Origin of the sequence: Paenibacillus sp. Root52 (assembly GCF_001426865.1) — a bacterium.
In the GTDB taxonomy this organism is placed as follows: Bacteria; Bacillota; Bacilli; order Paenibacillales; family Paenibacillaceae; genus Paenibacillus.
The window spans coordinates 587768-605343 of sequence record NZ_LMFO01000001.1 but is presented as its reverse complement, the minus strand read 5'-3'; the positions used below and the strand labels follow the sequence as shown (position 1 = coordinate 605343).

Genomic DNA, 17576 nt, shown 5'->3' with positions numbered 1-17576 from the left:
TCTCCTTTATTTCGTTATTTACATCAAAAAAAAGCGCCAACTGGCGCTCAGATCGGATCAAGAATTATTCAATTGAAAATCTCTTCTCACAACTTCGCCCTAATGATAGCAAACCTCTATTCAACAGATACGCCAAGCGCCTTGTTTTTTTCTTTAAACCTCTCGTTATGAGACGATACATAGGCCATTCTCGGCGCCTCGGGATCCAAATACAGCTTGGCGCTGTTAAGCGCTAAAGCCGCATCCGTGAACGCTCCAGCAATCAGGTTGAGCTTACTTTCGTAATTGGCGAAGTCGCCAGCACCGAAGATGCCCGGTAAGTTCGTCTCCAGTTTCGGACTGACAAATATGTTCCAGTCGTCCATATCCAGTCCCCAATCCTTGATACCTGTAAAATCGGATTTTAGACCGTGGTTGACAATAACCTCGTCTATTTCCAGCTCGCGTGATTCCCCTGATTCGATATGTGCAATCGTCACTCGTTCAATTGAATTCCCATTACCGCTGTATAATTGCGTGACTTCATATGGCGTTAAGACCTCGGCAGAAGACTCCTTCATTCGAGCGATGTTTTTCTCATGTCCACCGAAACGATCGCGCCGATGTACGACTGTAACCTGAGCAGCGATAGGAACTAACTCGTTCGCCCAATCAACAGCCGAATTCCCCCCACCTGAAATAAGCACCCGCTTTCCTCTGAATGGCTCCAGCTCCTGCACCGTATAGTGCAGATTGGATACCTCGTAGCGCTCAGCCCCTTCCAGCTCAAGCTTCGCCATTCGGAGAATACCGCGGCCAATTGCCAAAATGACTGTCCGTGTCCAGTGCTTCTCTCCCGTTGCTGCCTTCAAAATGTACGTTGAATCCGCTTGTTTCTCCAAACCGATAATGTGCTGACCAAATACAATGGTTGGGTCGAACGTCCTCGCCTGCTCAGACAATTGTGCAATTAATGTCTCACATAGGATCGGTGTAACCCCTCCAACATCCCATATCATTTTTTCGGGATATATCAGCATCCGCCCGCCAAGTTCGTCTTTGGCTTCGATTAACTTCGTCTTCAAATGGCGCATTCCACTATAAAAAGCAGTATACATTCCTGCAGGACCACCGCCAATAATTGTCACATCGTATAATTCAAGCTGTTCTGTCAATCCGTATCCTCCTCCAGCCGGTTCATCTAACGCCCAAGATATTGATAATCATTATCAACTTCATTGTAGCTTCGACGACTTCCGAATAACAATGGACAGAATCGACGGTTGCTTTGTACAAAATCGAGAATGAAAACCTTCCAGTCGCAACTGAAATTATAAACCAAGCTATATCAAGCTAACGATCGTAGGATATCATCAATTTTTTTGCTATTTGAAATAATCCCGTTATTCATCCAGGTTAGAAAATCCACTTCGTAAACATGGTTATGCCGTACAGCTGGTAGATCAAGCCACTCTGGCTGCTGCAGAAGTTCCCTCTCCTTACCTTCGGCCTGGCTGTGCCACTTATCAAATGTAATAAACAGATGATCCGCATTTAGCTTATGTAAGTCATCTACGGAGAGATTGAACATACCTGGTCTATTTGCCTTAGAAAATACACCTACTGCCGCATGGGAATGTAAACCAACATCGCCATAAAGGACAGTTGAAACAAAACCTTGGCCTTCATCGGTATACTGAATGAGGTGATCTGCCGAAATACGCAGAAAAGCAACCGTTTCACCTTTCATCATCTGACTCAGTGTATGACTCGCGCTCCTTGCCTTGAAATCATACTTGGCGATCGCATCATCGGCTAACTCCGTCCGACCAAAATAATCGGCAACGGTACGCAGCAGTGTACGCCAGTTATTGGTCTGCTCACGTAGAATACACGTGTTGGATATGCGTCGACACTGCGAATATTGCTGCTGCTCATAACGATCCATAAGTAATATTAGATCCGGTTTATAACTGGAAAGTGTGTCAAAGTTACCGCCATTCTCGTCGAACGTTGGAATATGATTTAAGCCTAGATAGTCTTGTTTGCCCCACTTTGCATGACTATACTGGGCGATAGGCTGCATATCCAGAGCAACGATAAAATCCTCCAAATACGGTGCGACTACTCTAAGCTGTCCCTTCCGGCTACGGCGATATTGTCCTGGCGAAATACCTACCGTCTGCTTGAAACGACGATTGAAATAATATTCATTGTTAAAGCCTGCATTCAGCGCAATATCGAGCAACTTATCATCAGCACTTGTGAGCCACCTCTTGGCTTGATTAATGCGTACTTCATTCAAGTACTGGAGAGGTACTTGACCCGTAGCCTCTTTGAACAGACGGGTATATTTCCAGCGATCAATACCTGCGAGAGATGCAAGCTCCTCTACAGTTAGAAGCTCGCGGTAGTATTGATGAATATGCTGTATGCTAAGCTCCACGCCTTGCTGTTCAATATCCGTACCCTTATCTTCGCACGTAAGTGCATTCTGCCGGAATAAGAAGAGCAATAGCTCTTGGAATCTCACAAACCGTTGGAATACTTCAAGTTCATCTCTCGTTCCACGAAGACCATATAATTCATCAAGCAATTCGATCATCTTCGCAAAAGGTGAGCAGACAAGGTCATCTTTATCTGGCATCAAGCTCGAAGCTGAAGCACAGCCGTTCGTTACAAAGCAAACTTGGTAATAGTTGCAGCTCATAAGTTCTTGATCAAGAGAGAGCAGACTCCCAGGACTCCTTAAATAGCATTTTCCCTGTCCCGTTCCGCTCATGATAATAATCAGTTCATAGCATTCTTGATCATTTCGTTCTCTGTCGTGCAATTCATTCACTTCCGCTTGCTCACCAGCAACGATGAAGTGAATCGATTGCAGCACATATTGGACTCGAGGAGCCATCACGGCTTGTTTGTGCTGTTCAATATCCATCGTTTCTATTAACCGCCTTTTAATTGATATTCATTCTCAATAAATATAGTTTAAAATAAAATGAGCCGCCTATCAACCTTCGTTGACAAGCGGCTCTTTCCTCATTATGGCGATGAGTCCGCCAATGAACTTGATTATTCTTATTTACTGCCAGGAGTCAGCAAGCGAAGTAAGTCATCCATCTTTAATCCATTAGCTGTAATAGCTCCAGCCTGCCAATAAGATCTCTCTACTGGATACACATGGCCATTCTTAAATGCAGGAACATTCTTCCATAACGGATCTGTCTTCATTTCCTCAAGCGCTTTGGCATTACTCTCTTCATCCCATGTTCCGTTGGACGGGAGGATAATAATATGGTCTGCGTCAAGCTCTGGAACGACCTCCTTCGACAAGACGATATTTCCATCCGTCATCGCTTCAGCAAATCCCGGCGCCTTCAACCCCAGATCCTCATACAAGAGTTGTCCAACAAACGTGTTATGAATACCGAAAATATTTATCGATTTGTCTACCACGTTCATCCGTAAAACAACCAGCTTTTCATCGCCGATCGCTGCGTTCAGCTTCGCCTTCACATCGACAATACGTGCATCGTAATCGGCAAGAACTTGCTCCGCCTTGTCACTCAGACCAAGCAATTCCGCGATTAAGGTCAATGTTTTCCGTGAATCTGGAAGTACGTCGTCCGGTATGCGGAACGTCGGCGCAACCTTGGAATAGAGTTCGTATTGTGCTGCATCAACCTCTCCAGCGGCGATGATTAAGTCGGGATCTGCTACAAGCAAAGCTTCGATGTTGCCGGTCACATCGAACAACGGTACGTCCAGTTTCAAATAATCCTGCTTGCCCCACATTGGGTTGTAATATTGAACAATAGGTGTCACCCCAAGCGCCACCAAGTAATCTTCACGATAGAGAGCAGAGATTCGTTTCGGATTGGTTGGGACCTCTACTTCTCCGAAGCCGTCGTTTACAACGCGCGTTTCCGCCTGAGACGGTACCTCGTTTGATGCTGCAGTGGTCTGTGCCTGCTGATCGGTTGTCACTGGAGCCGCAGCTTGCTCGCCTGCCGAGCCGCAACCCATCACCGTAATCATTGCTGCCGTTATAAGCGACATCCATCCTGTTTTCATAACTCCCCATTTACCCATGATCTAATCCACTCCTAGATGTTTTATGTTTTGTAGCAAAATAATTCGCTTATGTATAATGATAATCATTATCATTTTGCCTGAATAGATTTTACTCCATATTAGAGGCCATGCTCAATATACATTCTCTACAACTGGCCTTATACAAACTCGTCACTAGATTACTCACAAAGATACAAATAATACATTAGTGATCCTGATTCTTATTCAATTCATTAAACGCAATCACAACTTTTAGTTTTATCGCATGCTCAATTTGTATGTAGTGTAGTACATTTTGTTTTAACAAGGAACGTTTCACAAATAAAATTGGCGAACTCTCCCCGATTGAATTCAGGGAAAAGTCGCCAATTAATGAAACTTCTATTTTTTTATTATCTAATTCTGAAGGTATCCGAGAGATTAAACTTCTTTCACCAATCCTAGAACTTTATCGGATTTCTCCAGATCATGCTCAACCTGTTCCTCAATACTATAAGGATGATACATTTCATTTTTGATCATGTAATCTGCAATTTTTTGATGAGTATCAATCGCTGTATCAAGCTGGGATCTTAGCGCTTTCCGAACTCTGGGTGTAGCCGCTTCTGTAAGAGCAATCGCATAGGTGCGTACTGCTGACTTAGCAGACAGAAGTAGATCAGTAGCAATTGCAAGATCATCCATTGGTTTAATAGCTTTAACCAGCATTTCTTTGGTCATCGTAGTAGACATAATTAGAACCCTCCTTATTTCAATAGAGATTTCAATTCTTCAATCGCTTTGGAAGAGTTGTCCAAATCATTTTCAATTAAGGATTTTAGTTTATCGTCTTTGACAAGCTCCAACATCGTCACGGCTTTCGTGGCACAAGATGTTTTGAGGGTTAACAGCTCATGGATTTCAAGCTTTTCATGTACAGCGAGTTCTTTATTCGCCATTATCCAACACCTCCAAATATAGTTATATATTCATTTAATACCCATGTTAATGAAAAAGAAACATATATAAAATTAGTGATACTATATTTTTAGTCGGTTAACATTACTTATCGCTCGCTTTTCCATCAAGATCATGATGAAGCTCTGTGGCTGGAATGACAGGCTCGTAGACTTGTCCTTTTGGAACTGGATTGGAAATGTACACGAAGTCTCCTGTACCATCTGGTGCACTTCCTTTAGCCCATAAACCTTCGCTTGATTCGTTGCCTTCGGAGAGATTCCAGAACTCATAGGCTTCTGGCTGAGATTCAAGTTCAGCCTCTGGTGGGAAAGAAGCCGGTACTACCACTCCGTTCTTTTCTTCCAGTTCCTGGATGGCTGCCATCCATTGATATTGATGATACCGGTCACGCGCCAACATTTTGCGGAACGTTGCACGAACACCTTCATCGGTGGTCATGTGATACAATCTCGCAACCTGGAGACGGCCTTGACTTTCGGCATGTAGGTTAGAGCGCATGTCTGCAAGAAGGTTACCACTGGCTACAATGTATGATCCATTCCAAGGTACGCCGGTAGAATTTGTAGGTAAACCGCCCAGCCCGCTGACAAGTAAATGTTGGGGATTGATTCCACCCATGATCGCTGCTGTTACAGGATCTTCAGCTGCTTTTTGTTGTTCCTCCGGTGATGCACCATCAAGAAGTTGGCTAATCAGTGCGCACAGCATTTCAACGTGTCCGATTTCCTCGGTGCCGATATCCATAAGCATGTCTTTGTATTTTTCCTCTCCTCGACAATTGAACCCTTGGAAAAGATACTGCATCATGACCGTCATTTCTCCAAACTGTCCACCCAATATTTCTTGAACCTTACGAGCAAATACGGGATCCGGGTGATCTACTTTTACTTCGAATTGTAATTCCTTCTGGTGTCTAAACATATGAATCCCTCCATTGGTATGGTTGATAACTTCTAAATTTATATAACCTACCTGTATGAATATAAACAAAGGGTACAACACTCTCTTTTAACAACAGTGGTTCTGCAGATAATCACATTGTTTGAAAAAGAAGGCAGAAACTAAGGGCATTATTCACTTGGATGGAGGACAAGCATGTTTTTCTATCGCGAGGACTTAATCAACAAGATCGCCCCGGACAATACACGAATGTCAGTGATATTTAGTGGCAAAACTCCACGCCATAATAGTGGAGAACTTTCGAGTTACTGACCCTCTACAAGGATTTCCACTTCCTTAAATTCCATAAATCCCCAACGAGCATAGCTCAGGTATGTATGATTTAAAGGCATAATTCCTTATCAGGTAGTAAACAAGATACGTAAAATTGATCTATTCATATTTAAGAACTTTTCAGAGCATGATAGATGAATGGAGTTACTTAACTAACAAAGTTACTTAACTAACAAATATCACAAAAAAATGCAAAGTGGGTTTCTTATGAGCTTCTTTCAAAGATTAAAGAACTTTAAATCTTCTAATGGGAACCGGAAATACTTGATTAACCACTCCAGTAAAGAATGTCCCGAAGATCATCCAGATGTTCCGGAATTAAACACTTTGGATTGGATACAACAAAAGTTAGGCGATAGCCCTGATGTAATGATCCGTTCCCTTGCCGGTTTTAAAGAACAGACTGATATCGATGTGACCATCATTTACATAGATGGACTTATAGATCAACAGTTACTAACTACGATGCTAGATGTTTTGGCGAATAGTCCGATTAGCTCAGAAGATGATCCGATAGCATGGATTAAGAACCACCTTCCGATCGGAAGCTTAAAGTCAGTTGATAAAAATCAACTTTTGGAATCTGTGCTTGAAGGACAAGCAATCATCCTAGTCGGTGAAGGAAACACCGTATTTACCGTTTCCATAGGAGGTGGGGCTCGAAGATCTATTGAGGAACCTACATCCCAAACTGTTCTTCGCGGACCCAAAGAAGGATTTACTGAGGACATTTCCACAAATATGGCTTTATTACGCAGAATTTTACGCACACCAGATTTGCGCTTTGATCCTCTAACGATCGGTGAATATACAAAAACTAAGGTATCTGTAGCATTTATTCGAGGAATTGCTGAACCAGAGATAATTCTTGAAGTAAAATAAAGACTTCTATCCATTGAGACAGATAGCATTCTTGAAAGCGGATATATTGAAGAATTCATTCAAGACGGAGTGTATACGCCATTCCCAACACTTATGAACACTGAACGTCCAGATGCAGTTGCTGGCGGATTATTAGAAGGATTAGTTGCAATAATCGTTGATGGGACTCCCTTTGTTTTACTAGCCCCTGTAACTTTCTTTCGGTTCTTCATCTCCAGTGAGGACTATTATCAAAGGTATGATATCGCCTCATTTTTACGGATAATTCGCTTCTCCTCTTTCTTAGTTGCCCTGCTGTTACCCTCCATTTTCATTGCAGTTACTACGTTTCAGCAGGAGATGCTGCCAACAACGTTATTAATTAGTCTAGCTGCCCAGAGGGAGAATACACCACTTCCTGCACTCATTGAAGCATTTTTAATGGAATTGACATTTGAAGTGATTCGAGAAGCTGGGGTGCGTATGCCACGTGCCATCGGTCCAGCAATTTCAATTGTTGGAGCTCTAGTACTAGGACAGGCAGCTGTTCAAGCAGGACTTGTATCTGCGGCAATGGTCATTGTCGTTTCCTTTACAGCTATATCAAGCTTCGTGATGCCAGCCATCAACATGGCCGCCGCGGTTCGTCTATTGCGTTTTACCTTAATGTTACTTGCAGGGTCTCTTGGTCTATTTGGAATTTTAGCTGGGCTGGTTCCCATCTTAGTTCACTTGGTTTCCCTACAAACATTCGGGGTTCCCTATCTTCTTCCAGCAGCCCCGTTCAAACTTCAAGATATGAAGGATCTTGTACTACGCTTCCCTTGGTGGAGCATGCGAACAAGACCTGCCTATTTTAGTCATAGGAACCCTATAAGACAAGGATCTAATCAAAAACCAAGTCCTCAATTAACACGTGATGAAGGGGATGAAGAACAATGATAATCAAGAAATTTTACCTATTGGGTTGTATTTCATTGCTGCTATCAGGATGTTGGAATCGAACTGAACTCAATCAAATAGGCATTACTTCTGCAACGGGGTTTGATCGTACAGGAAAGGATTGGGTGGCTACGTATCAAGTCATTGTACCCTCTTCAATCACTTCCAACACAGGGGGTGGTTCCGGGTCTTCTCAGCCTGCAGTAAATGTATTCTCTTCGGTTGGCAAAACCATATCTGAAGCAGCCAATTTAACCAATTTAGAAAATCCCCGGAGACTTTATTTTGCACATAACAACGTTGTGGTTATTGGAAAAGATGCTATGGATCAGGGAATCAATCAACTAATCGATACCTATTTACGTACTTCAGAGTCACGCGAAACCGTCTGGTTACTTGTATCGGATCAACATGCTGGCACTATTCTTCGTAAACTGATTCCTCCTGAGAAAATACCTGGTGAGAGTATAGATCAAATTCTTCGTAAAGAAGCAGATACCTCATCTATATTTCCACCTGTTACGATATTCGACTATGCCAGTAAAATGAAATCGGAAGCCAAGGTCATAGGTATTCCGATTATAATGGTCTCTGGAAAAGGAGATACGGAGAAAGAAAAGAAGTTGGATACCATGGATACGTATAAAAAGGTTTCTCAAGCTGAGAAATTACGACTCACAGAACTCGCCATTATTCAAAATGGTCGTTTGGTCGGACGTATGAATCAACATGAGAGTCGTGGTCTTAGCTGGATTACCAATAAAGTAAAAGGAACTGTCATTTCTATATCTACATCAGAACATAAACACAAAGAACTTGTTGCTCTTACCATCTTGAAGTCTAAAACCAAGCAACGTTTAGTTAAAAGCGGTGACCATTATGTGATGAACATTTATGTTAAAGCTAAAGCAAATATCAGTGAATCGGAGTCCAAACTCAATTTATCAAAAGATACCATGGTCAAACAAGTTGAAGATCAAGCTGGGAAGGACATTAAGGAAGAGATAACTGCCAGTTGGAAAATCATGCAACGTCTTGGAACAGATTTAGGGGGATATGCTGATACAGTTCATCGTAAATACCCGAAACATTGGCAAGAGATCAAAGATGATTGGAATAATGAATTTAAAAAAATGGAACTTAATATTCACGTTAAAGTGATCATCAAGCGCCCCGGCATGCTGCAAAACTCGTTTAGCAATTTAGATTAAACGAAAAGATCCTATAGTGAGGAGATCCGTCTTGAGCAAATTAACCCCGAAATTATCTGATCTGGTTGTCACTTTCTGCGTTTTTGAAGTAGGGAGTACCACGTTATTTCTATTGGGAGGAAACGCTAAACAGGATGCTTGGATAGCAATGCTCATCGCGGCAAGTGTAGGTTTTTTCCTGCTCTTAATGTATCTTTGGATACATCAATTAGATAAGGGCAAAGACTTATACGAGCTCCTACAATATTATATCGGCAAAATACCTGGCAGTGTACTTGGTTTCTTGTTCGCTATCCATTTTATGTACGAAACTTCCCGCAATTTACGCGACATGGGAGAAGTGACGGTTCTCACTTTATTAAATAGAACGCCTATCGCCTTTATCATGCTTGTGGCCATCTTAGTTGTTGGAAACACGGTAAGATATGGCCCTGAAGTGCTTATGAGAACCTGTACCATCCTTTTTCCCATTGTTATTCTCAGTTACACTGTGTTGATCGTGTTAATCACTGCAGCGGGTCTATTACACGTTGAAAATATGCAACCCATTCTCGAAAAAGGCCTACCACCTGTATGGAGCGCAGCCTTCCCGGAGATCGTGTCCTTTCCCTTTGGACAGACTGTCTTGTTCTTAGTTTTTTTTAAAATCACCGAACATGATTCCAAATTTAATAAAGCTCTTTTAACTGCGTATGGTGTAGTCTCAATATTTTTAACCATAATAAATCAAATCAATATTATCGTTCTTGGATCCTCTATAGCTACCAATACTTCAACCCCTTTACTTGAAACTATCCAGCTCATTCAATTTGCTGGAGTTCTAGAGAGGATGGATGCCCTTTTTGCACTGGTTCTTTTTTTAGGTTTAGGTATTAAGATGGCAGCGTTCTTTGTTGGTGCTGTAACAGGTTTAAGCCGGATCACAAACATTAAGTATAAATTATTAATCTTACCTACAGGCATAACGATTTACTTCCTCTCCTTTCTGTCACCCAGGTATACAGAGTATATATGGCTGGGTCTGAACGTTTCAGTTAAGCGGGTCTCCCCTTTCTTTCAAATCCTTGTTCCACTTCTACTACTGGCGTTTATGCTACTACAAAAAAAGAAAAGGTTAAGAGCATCCCAAAATACAGGAGAGGAGCGACAAAACCGTATTTGATACTTTACTGCCTAACGTTCAAAATCTCAGTGCCAACACGGATCGTACACCCAGCAAGTTTGAGCTAGCCATTCTTCCGCGTTCTTTGGTTGGCGTTATCGAATTTCAATCTTCCATCCTTTTAAACATTCTGCTCCATAGATAAGGGCATAGTTTTCAATCAATCGTTGTATTGCTGCTATCTGTTCTGACATAAGTTTGCTATCTGCTCCCACAATAAATGCAGGATGAATATCATTATCGCTAAACTGGTTCATAAACCACGTTAGTGATTGTACATCCTTGTTAAAGGTGAAATCAAAAGGTTCTTCGAATCCAAAAACTTGATACGGAATTAAATCATGAACCTGAAGAATCCGGTTAAAATTGTTATCTAAGTTACTTATGAGTAAATCAGTAATTCTGATCATATATACAGAAGTTGATCTCGGATCGTAATACCCAAATAGATCAAGGTTTATCCATTTATTCGGTATATTGCTTACTGCTTCGTGATTGTGAAATAACCCTTTATGCCTTGGAAGAACGAATGCTGGATCAATACTCTCTCTGAAGTGCTCCATCATCTCTTGCTTTTTTTTATTTTCATGGCGAAATTCTTTGGGTCCTTCTGGGAAAATCTTATTAAACTTCTGATAGAAATATCTTGGGGAAGAAAAGCCACTATCCATGGATATGTCCACGAGACTTAGATTTGTCGTTAATAATCGTTTTATCGCGTGCTCGATGCGTAAGTAATGGAGTAAATTTTGCAATGTATCTCCTATTAATAACTTAAATTGTGATGATAAATAATCTAAATTCAAATATTCATCCGTCATTTCGGCAATTTCATTCAGAGAAGCTTTGTTGGTGTATCCTTGGTTATTGAATAAATAATTATAGATTTTCCATATTCGTTGCAGCTTGATTGGGTTGCCTTCGAACATTCTTTTGACATCTAAATTCGTTATAAGCAGATCCAACAATGACTCGATTATATTCAATAAAGTCAAAAAGCGTAGCTCACTCTGGTTGTTTACTACTGGAGTTATTAGCGTGCAGATTGCTTCCGTTATTTCTTTGACTCGCTCCGAGCCTAAGTATGTTCCAGGGCCAAATTCGTGTGCAAACCAGACTGTGGATAAATCTGAACAGTAATCCTTAGCCAATTCAGCATCAATATTGATAAGTAACACCAAATTCTCATCATTGGTATGTGACAAACGATGAACTTGATTGATATTGAAGATTTCTAGTCCACCAACACTCAATATCCTATTCTCGTCTGCGATGGCTACTTGAATGCTACCCTCTAGCACTATTACCACTTCAATGGAGTTGCTCCAGCGAAACGGCTCATCTTTGATTCTTAGAAATTCCACTTTTAAGGGAGGACTTTGGTTCTGATTACTGCTCACCTTCATTTCCTCCTTTCAACTCAGTGACGATAATTAAGCCACCCGACATTATCATTATCTAAGAAATGTACCTTAACCTCTAAGAAATGTGAATTGTTCACTTGGCTTTTTTCTAGGAAAATGAGCTATAGAACAGCAAAAAAATTTAGAATGCAGGTTAGGGGAGATTACCGTGGATCAAATTGAAATCACATCGAAGCTTAATCCTCAGCAACAAGCACAAGTGGCTAATTTATTTTACGAAGCTTTTCCATTGAAAGTAAAATACCTTTGGTTTTTTACCAAAACGAGAGAGCAAGCTGTTGAGCTATTAGCTCAATCTATTCAATTTGAACAAGGTATCTATGCAATCCGAAATGAAGAAGTCATTGGCTTTCTCGGTTACAATCTAGGCAAAAAAGCCTTTGCACCTGCGAAATATAAGGCGTTTCAGAAGGTTTATCCTCCATTCGCAGCGATGTGGCGATATTTCTTTTATACCTTGTATTTAAGGTTCCATATGTACAACGAGGATATATTACAGATTGACCCTATTGCAGTATCTGAAAAGGCACGTGGTACTGGAATAGGTAAACTGTTGTTAAAGGAGGTAGAACAGCTTGCAAAAACAATGCATATTACCAAAATAAATCTTGAAGTTGTTGATACAAATCCATCAGCACAGAAATTATATGAGCGTTTTGGTTATATGATCAAAAAAGAACTTACATCCGGCTTATTTACTGTAAAAGCAGGCTTCAAAAAAGTAATATTCATGCAAAAATGTTTAGAAATCAACAGTCACACCTAATCTCCCGTCACCTTGGATTTTAACTACTGGTTATGGATACAAAATCTCAATTTCACCTGGAGCATAGGATTGCTCTGCGTATTGCCCGCCCCATCCACATAGCAATTTCAAAATGGGTTCAAGGGATTGACCCAGCTCTGTTGTTGAATATTCCACTTTTGGCGGGACTTGATTGTACATTTTCCGATGAATTAATCCATCAGCTTCTAGCTCTCGAAGAGTTTGAATCAGCATCTTCTGTGAAATGTTGTTTATGAGCCGCTTAAGCTCTCCCGTCCGTTTAGGTCCTTTTATTAAATAATATAGAACAAGTCCTTTCCACTTTCCTCCAATAACCTCTAATGTCACTTCCAGTTCACAGTAATACGTTTTCATATCATGCACCCTCTCTCCAATCTATTATGGAGGAAAAGTTACTAGATGAATAGTACCTACTTTTTAGTGATATAGTCACCAAAAGGTAATAATTGAGTCATTACAAGTTATTTGTTACGCCGAGCTGTTCATTTAATGACATCAAGAATAGTTGCATACCCTTGCGGTGGCATATCATGTCTCATGTCTACGGACACCTAACCACAAGCAAAACAAAAGCAACCGACTCATTGGGTCGGTTGCTTTATTCTTTTTTTCTAAAGACGAGAATCTCCTAATATTCTGAATTACATCCTGTCATTATGCTGATCATTATGATAGGCATTTTCATTATAATAATGTTCAAACTTTTTTTTCATTTTATTGGCGATCAAGTGGGTTCGGCGGGTATGGACAAGGGCTCTAATGACAAAAAACAGAGCGATCAATACGACAATAGAATAAATAATATACATAGACAAACTCCTCTCTAGAAGGTAGATGTCCTTCTTTTACCATTCAACCTGGTCAAAACGCATGTCTTTATAGTAGAACTCTCGATCCTGTTCGTTAATCTCACGAAGAACTCTGCATGGATTGCCCACAGCGATTACGTTGGCAGGGACATCCTTCGTTACAACACTACCCGCACCAACGACACTTCCTTTGCCAATCGTGACTCCTGGTAGAATGATTGCTCCTGTCCCGATCCACGCCCCATCTTCAATGACGACGGGTAATGCAAACATCCCGCCTTCTTTGCGCTTCTCAGGGTGCACCGGATGACTCGTTACAGCAATTGTTACATTTGGGCCAAACATCACATCATTCCCAATCGTTACTTTGTAATCATCAACCACAGTTAAATTGAAATTGATATATACATTATTGCCTACGCTCGTATTTGAGCCGTATGCCATGCGGAGTGGCGGCTCCATCCACACATTTTTGCCTATGCTACCAAACAGCTGTTTCATTAATTTCTTGCGCATCTCAACATCATCTGGGTGCAAATTATTGATTTCATAGCATAGTGCCTTACCTCGCTGGCGTGCTTTGGCTAACTCTGCAGCCTCTTTCGGATAATTGGCATCATCATCTGTAAAAAGTTGTTTGCTTGCCATACGTTCTTGAATATTCATATCATCTTCTCCTTTATGAAAAAGCTATTATTTATAAGAGTACATTACATAATCCTTAGTGATGATTAGGTTTATGTAAAGTTTCTAGTTAAGTTGTTCAGCCACTTAAATTGATGATAACGGGTGAAAGCAATAGGCAATTTAATTAATTCATCTAAGCTGATGACAATATATAAGAAAATGGGAGACACTTGCCAAACAAAAGCACACAGATAACTAAGGGGTAGAATAATAAGCCACATCACAACTGTGTCGCACCATAATCCAAACTTCGAATCTCCACCAGCCGGGAATATGCCCGCTATAGTTGTGGAGTTAAACGATTTTGCAATACAGTAATACGCACTAATGTATAACATCCCATCCAGATAACCTTGAGCAGCGGGGTTCAAATTAACGATGGAGTAGACCAAAGGTCTAATGAGCAGAATTGTGCAACCGGCAATGACTCCAAAAATTAATGCGTAATAACACATGTTGTTACCCGCATACCTTGCTTTCTCCATTTCACCCTGTCCCAGATACTTTCCAACCAGCACAGATCCGCCGGTAGCTATACCTCCACAGAGAACAACCGCCAAGTTTTTAACGACAGATGCGATGGAGTTCGCTGCTACCATATCGGAGTTCACATGACCTATAATGGCAGCCGTAGCGGTAAGTGCTCCTCCCCATACGATATAATTCCCCTGTACTGGCAGCGTATATTTCAAAAAATCCTTTAATAGATTACGCTGAATACGGTCACGTACCGGTAAACGTAAGCGAATAGATCCTCTTGTTAAGGAATGAATCACACAACATGCTAGTTCAATCATACGTGCCAATACCGTGGCAAGAGCTACTGCCGCAATCGCAAGTTCCGGATGGGATGGGAATAATACAAAAATGCAAATGGCATTAAATATAATGTTTAAGACCAAACATAAAGAACTAATCCACGCAGTGAGTTTTGCATTTTCCATACTTCGAATCACACTGAGATACATCTGCGATAATCCCATCACAAGGTAAGAAAAGGAATTAAACTGTAAAAACTTTGACCCATATTGAATCAGTTCAGGATCATTGGTGAATAAGTGCATCAGTGCGTCGGGAATCAACAAGGAAGACAAGAAAAACAGAATCGATATACCTAAGGAGAACACGCAGGCAATACTAAGAATGCGCTGTATGGTGGGTGTATCCTTCTTCCCCCAATACTGAGCCGTGAGGATACTCGCCCCCGCTGACAATCCCATGTAAAACAATGTCAATGTAAACGTGATTTGTCCTGCGAGTGATACGGCTGCCATTGCAGATTGACTTATCATACCCAACATAATTACATCAACAGATATCACGGTTGCTGATATTAGGTTTTGTAGTGCAATGGGGATCACAAGCGATATTAACTCTCGATTAAAGTCTCGTTTGCCGAAACCTTGAAGTTGCATGCGTTTTCTCACCTATATCGATCCTCTCTGTTGTTTTGCATAATATAAGAATAGGACACAATGATTGTTGTTTCCATCAATATTGGCTATACTTTTATCAATATCGTACACATTTGTGTGTAGAAGGGATTCTCAATGACAGACTTAGAGGTGTTCTCTGATTTATCAGAACGGTTGGATTATAATCTTCCCGATTTACCGCTTTATGTCCGCAAGGGAAGCCTTCATCAATTTAACAATCATGCAGCAGTTGCACATTGGCACGTGGATCTGGAGTTTATATATGTATTAAAAGGATCGATGGATTTCTCTGTGAATGGAAGTATCACTCGATTGCATCAAGGCGATGGACTTTTTGTTAATAGCCAACGCTTGCACTATGGTTACGCCATTCCGGATCATGACGATTGTTCGTTCCTCGTGGTCGTTATTCATCCCTCTATCCTTGGTGAGAAAATTTCATATATCCAAACGTACTGGGAGGAAAAGTTCAGTTCCAAGATGGCTGATTTTGTTGTGCTCACGAATCAGGAGGACTGGCAACAAGATGTATTACTGTCCATTCAGGAACTCTATCGGGAAATGCACACGGAGCAACGACACCCCAATCCACTTCGTTTGTTAGCCCAAGCGTTATCGTTGTGTGCTACAATTGGCGATCAGTTAAAGCCCGTTTCCGGTCAACCTGGCGTACTAACGCATGTTCAGGAAATGACGCATTTCATTCACCAGAACTATGATCAAAAGATAACGCTTGAAGAGATCGCATCCGCCGGAGCTGTTTGCAGAAGCCGTTGTTGCCAATTGTTCAACAAATATGTGGGTCAATCGCCGAGCAACTATGTCACCCAATATCGAGTTCAGAAAAGCTGCGAAATGTTAAAAGAAACACGGAGATCCATAAGTGAAATTGCACTTGCCTGTGGTTTTCAAAGCTCTAGTTATTTCTCATCCATTTTCCGTAAACTGATGGGTGTAGTTCCACAGCATTATCGCAAACAAGTGACGATCAACGACTCCAAGTAACATTTCTTATCCAATAAAAATAGGGCAATCATAAGATTGCCCTATCATTTTGAACATGCAATACCTGTGGGTAGACCAGTATTATTGCAAATCCAGTATTTTTTGAACCGTTAGAAGAACGCCATTCTCTTCATTGGATTTCGTAATAAAGCTCGCTGCTTTTTTCGTATTATCACAAGCATTACTTACTGCAAAACTATATTTGGCGATGGCCATAAGCTCTACATCATTCTCACCGTCACCAAATGACATCGTTTCTTCGTACGTGACACCCAACATTTCTTGCAGTTTCTTAACCGTCTCTCCTTTGTGGGTGTGCAATGCCGTAATATCCAGCCATTTAGCCTCCGAGTCAACAATGTAAATTTGTCCACTCAACGTATCCTCCACATGCGCTCTTAATGCTGTGCTACGACCTTCAGTATCAAAGACCGTAATTTTGATAAAACGACTCTCAATTGTTTCAAAGGAATCTGTTTTAATTACACGCTCATAGGAGCCTTTAACCACTTTGTACATATCTTCTGAAATGGAAGAATGAACGTAAGCAGCATCGCTTGCACATACGATAAGAGTCATCGTTTTGTCGAAGTCCTGAATTCGATCAATCGCCCTCAACGCAAGATCCTTGTCTATGCTGAACTCTTTAATAACTTCACCATCTTTTTTAATTCGAGCAGCGCTGTCACCCAGGATCCAAACGCCTTTGCCATGCTCATCAAACAATTTCTCTACACGTTCACATTGTTTCCCGGTACATGCGACGAAAGTAACCCCTTTTTGCTGCATTTCCGCATACACTTTTTTGAAGAGCTCGAAATCGTACGAACCCTTATTGTTCAGAAACGTTCCATCTAAATCAGTAACTACCAGTTTAATCATCGTGATGACCTCCATGTTTTAAGTATGTCCTTTTTATTCTGTTTGATTGAGATGATCTTCTTTATTTAGACACTTTATAATGGATATTTAATAAGTGTCCAAAAAAAAGGTTTATCATGTGTTG

Annotated in this window: 15 protein-coding genes and 2 pseudogenes; 5 read left to right on the top strand and 12 right to left on the bottom strand. The window is 41.0% G+C overall.

Annotation, left to right across the window (positions count from 1 at the left end; all coding sequences use genetic code 11):
• Positions 1-116: 116 nt before the first annotated feature.
• The 6 genes from ASD24_RS02580 to ASD24_RS02555 all read right to left on the bottom strand — a co-directional run bounded on the left by ASD24_RS02580 (position 117) and on the right by ASD24_RS02555 (position 5934).
• A complete protein-coding gene (locus ASD24_RS02580) occupies positions 117-1154 on the bottom strand; it encodes an NAD(P)/FAD-dependent oxidoreductase (protein ID WP_056691060.1) in 1038 nt (345 codons plus the stop codon).
• Between the two features lie 173 nt (positions 1155-1327).
• A complete protein-coding gene (locus ASD24_RS02575; protein ID WP_056691057.1) occupies positions 1328-2917 on the bottom strand; it encodes a helix-turn-helix domain-containing protein in 1590 nt (529 codons plus the stop codon).
• Between the two features lie 140 nt (positions 2918-3057).
• Complete coding sequence (locus ASD24_RS02570; protein WP_056691054.1) at positions 3058-4071, bottom strand: ABC transporter substrate-binding protein; 1014 nt, start codon at positions 4069-4071, stop codon at positions 3058-3060.
• Between the two features lie 402 nt (positions 4072-4473).
• Entirely contained in the window at positions 4474-4785 is a 312-nt protein-coding gene (locus tag ASD24_RS02565; protein ID WP_082560244.1) for a spore coat protein, read from the bottom strand.
• A 14-nt stretch (positions 4786-4799) separates the two neighbouring features.
• A complete protein-coding gene (locus ASD24_RS02560) occupies positions 4800-4991 on the bottom strand; it encodes a hypothetical protein (RefSeq protein ID WP_056691052.1) in 192 nt (63 codons plus the stop codon).
• Between the two features lie 103 nt (positions 4992-5094).
• Positions 5095-5934 (bottom strand): manganese catalase family protein, encoded by an 840-nt coding sequence (locus tag ASD24_RS02555; protein WP_056691049.1) that lies wholly within the window; start codon positions 5932-5934, stop codon positions 5095-5097.
• A gap of 519 nt (positions 5935-6453) precedes the next feature.
• On the opposite strand from ASD24_RS02555, the pseudogene ASD24_RS02550 reads away from it, so the two are divergent.
• The 3 genes and pseudogenes from ASD24_RS02550 (at position 6454) to ASD24_RS02540 (ending at position 10422) form a co-directional block, all read left to right on the top strand.
• Positions 6454-8049, top strand: a pseudogene (locus ASD24_RS02550) (spore germination protein).
• A complete protein-coding gene (locus ASD24_RS02545) occupies positions 8046-9260 on the top strand; it encodes a Ger(x)C family spore germination protein (protein ID WP_056691046.1) in 1215 nt (404 codons plus the stop codon). Before ASD24_RS02550 ends, ASD24_RS02545 begins: the two are co-directional and overlap by 4 nt.
• Before the next feature lie 31 nt (positions 9261-9291).
• Positions 9292-10422: a GerAB/ArcD/ProY family transporter gene (locus tag ASD24_RS02540; RefSeq protein ID WP_056691043.1), complete on the top strand. Its 1131-nt coding sequence runs from the start codon at positions 9292-9294 to the stop codon at positions 10420-10422.
• A gap of 95 nt (positions 10423-10517) precedes the next feature.
• On the opposite strand, the gene ASD24_RS02535 is transcribed toward ASD24_RS02540, so the two are convergent.
• Positions 10518-11822, bottom strand: a complete 1305-nt coding sequence (locus tag ASD24_RS02535) for a helix-turn-helix domain-containing protein (protein WP_056691040.1) — start codon at positions 11820-11822, stop codon at positions 10518-10520.
• A 172-nt stretch (positions 11823-11994) separates the two neighbouring features.
• Here ASD24_RS02535 and ASD24_RS02530 point away from each other — a divergent pair, with 172 nt between their 5' ends.
• Positions 11995-12612, top strand: coding sequence for a GNAT family N-acetyltransferase (locus ASD24_RS02530; protein WP_056691037.1), 618 nt, complete (start codon positions 11995-11997; stop codon positions 12610-12612).
• Positions 12613-12642: 30 nt separating this feature from the next.
• On the opposite strand, the gene ASD24_RS02525 is transcribed toward ASD24_RS02530, so the two are convergent.
• The 4 genes and pseudogenes from ASD24_RS02525 to ASD24_RS02515 form a co-directional block, all read right to left on the bottom strand.
• Positions 12643-12987 carry a winged helix-turn-helix transcriptional regulator gene (locus ASD24_RS02525; RefSeq protein ID WP_056691034.1) on the bottom strand — a complete coding sequence of 115 codons (345 nt, stop codon included), beginning with the start codon at positions 12985-12987 and terminating at the stop codon, positions 12643-12645.
• Positions 12988-13478: 491 nt separating this feature from the next.
• The gene (locus ASD24_RS31480; RefSeq protein WP_442952578.1) at positions 13479-13658 is read right to left on the bottom strand and encodes a hypothetical protein; all 180 of its coding nucleotides are present in this window, start codon (positions 13656-13658) and stop codon (positions 13479-13481) included.
• Between the two features lie 270 nt (positions 13659-13928).
• Positions 13929-14090 (bottom strand): annotated as a pseudogene (locus ASD24_RS31475) (maltose acetyltransferase domain-containing protein); the annotation flags it as partial.
• Between the two features lie 89 nt (positions 14091-14179).
• A complete protein-coding gene (locus tag ASD24_RS02515) occupies positions 14180-15544 on the bottom strand; it encodes an MATE family efflux transporter (protein WP_056691028.1) in 1365 nt (454 codons plus the stop codon).
• Positions 15545-15679: 135 nt separating this feature from the next.
• Here ASD24_RS02515 and ASD24_RS02510 point away from each other — a divergent pair, with 135 nt between their 5' ends.
• The gene (locus ASD24_RS02510; protein WP_056691026.1) at positions 15680-16570 is read left to right on the top strand and encodes a helix-turn-helix transcriptional regulator; all 891 of its coding nucleotides are present in this window, start codon (positions 15680-15682) and stop codon (positions 16568-16570) included.
• Positions 16571-16651: 81 nt separating this feature from the next.
• On the opposite strand, the gene ASD24_RS02505 is transcribed toward ASD24_RS02510, so the two are convergent.
• Positions 16652-17452, bottom strand: a complete 801-nt coding sequence (locus tag ASD24_RS02505) for a Cof-type HAD-IIB family hydrolase (RefSeq protein WP_056691023.1) — start codon at positions 17450-17452, stop codon at positions 16652-16654.
• Positions 17453-17576 lie beyond the last annotated feature (124 nt).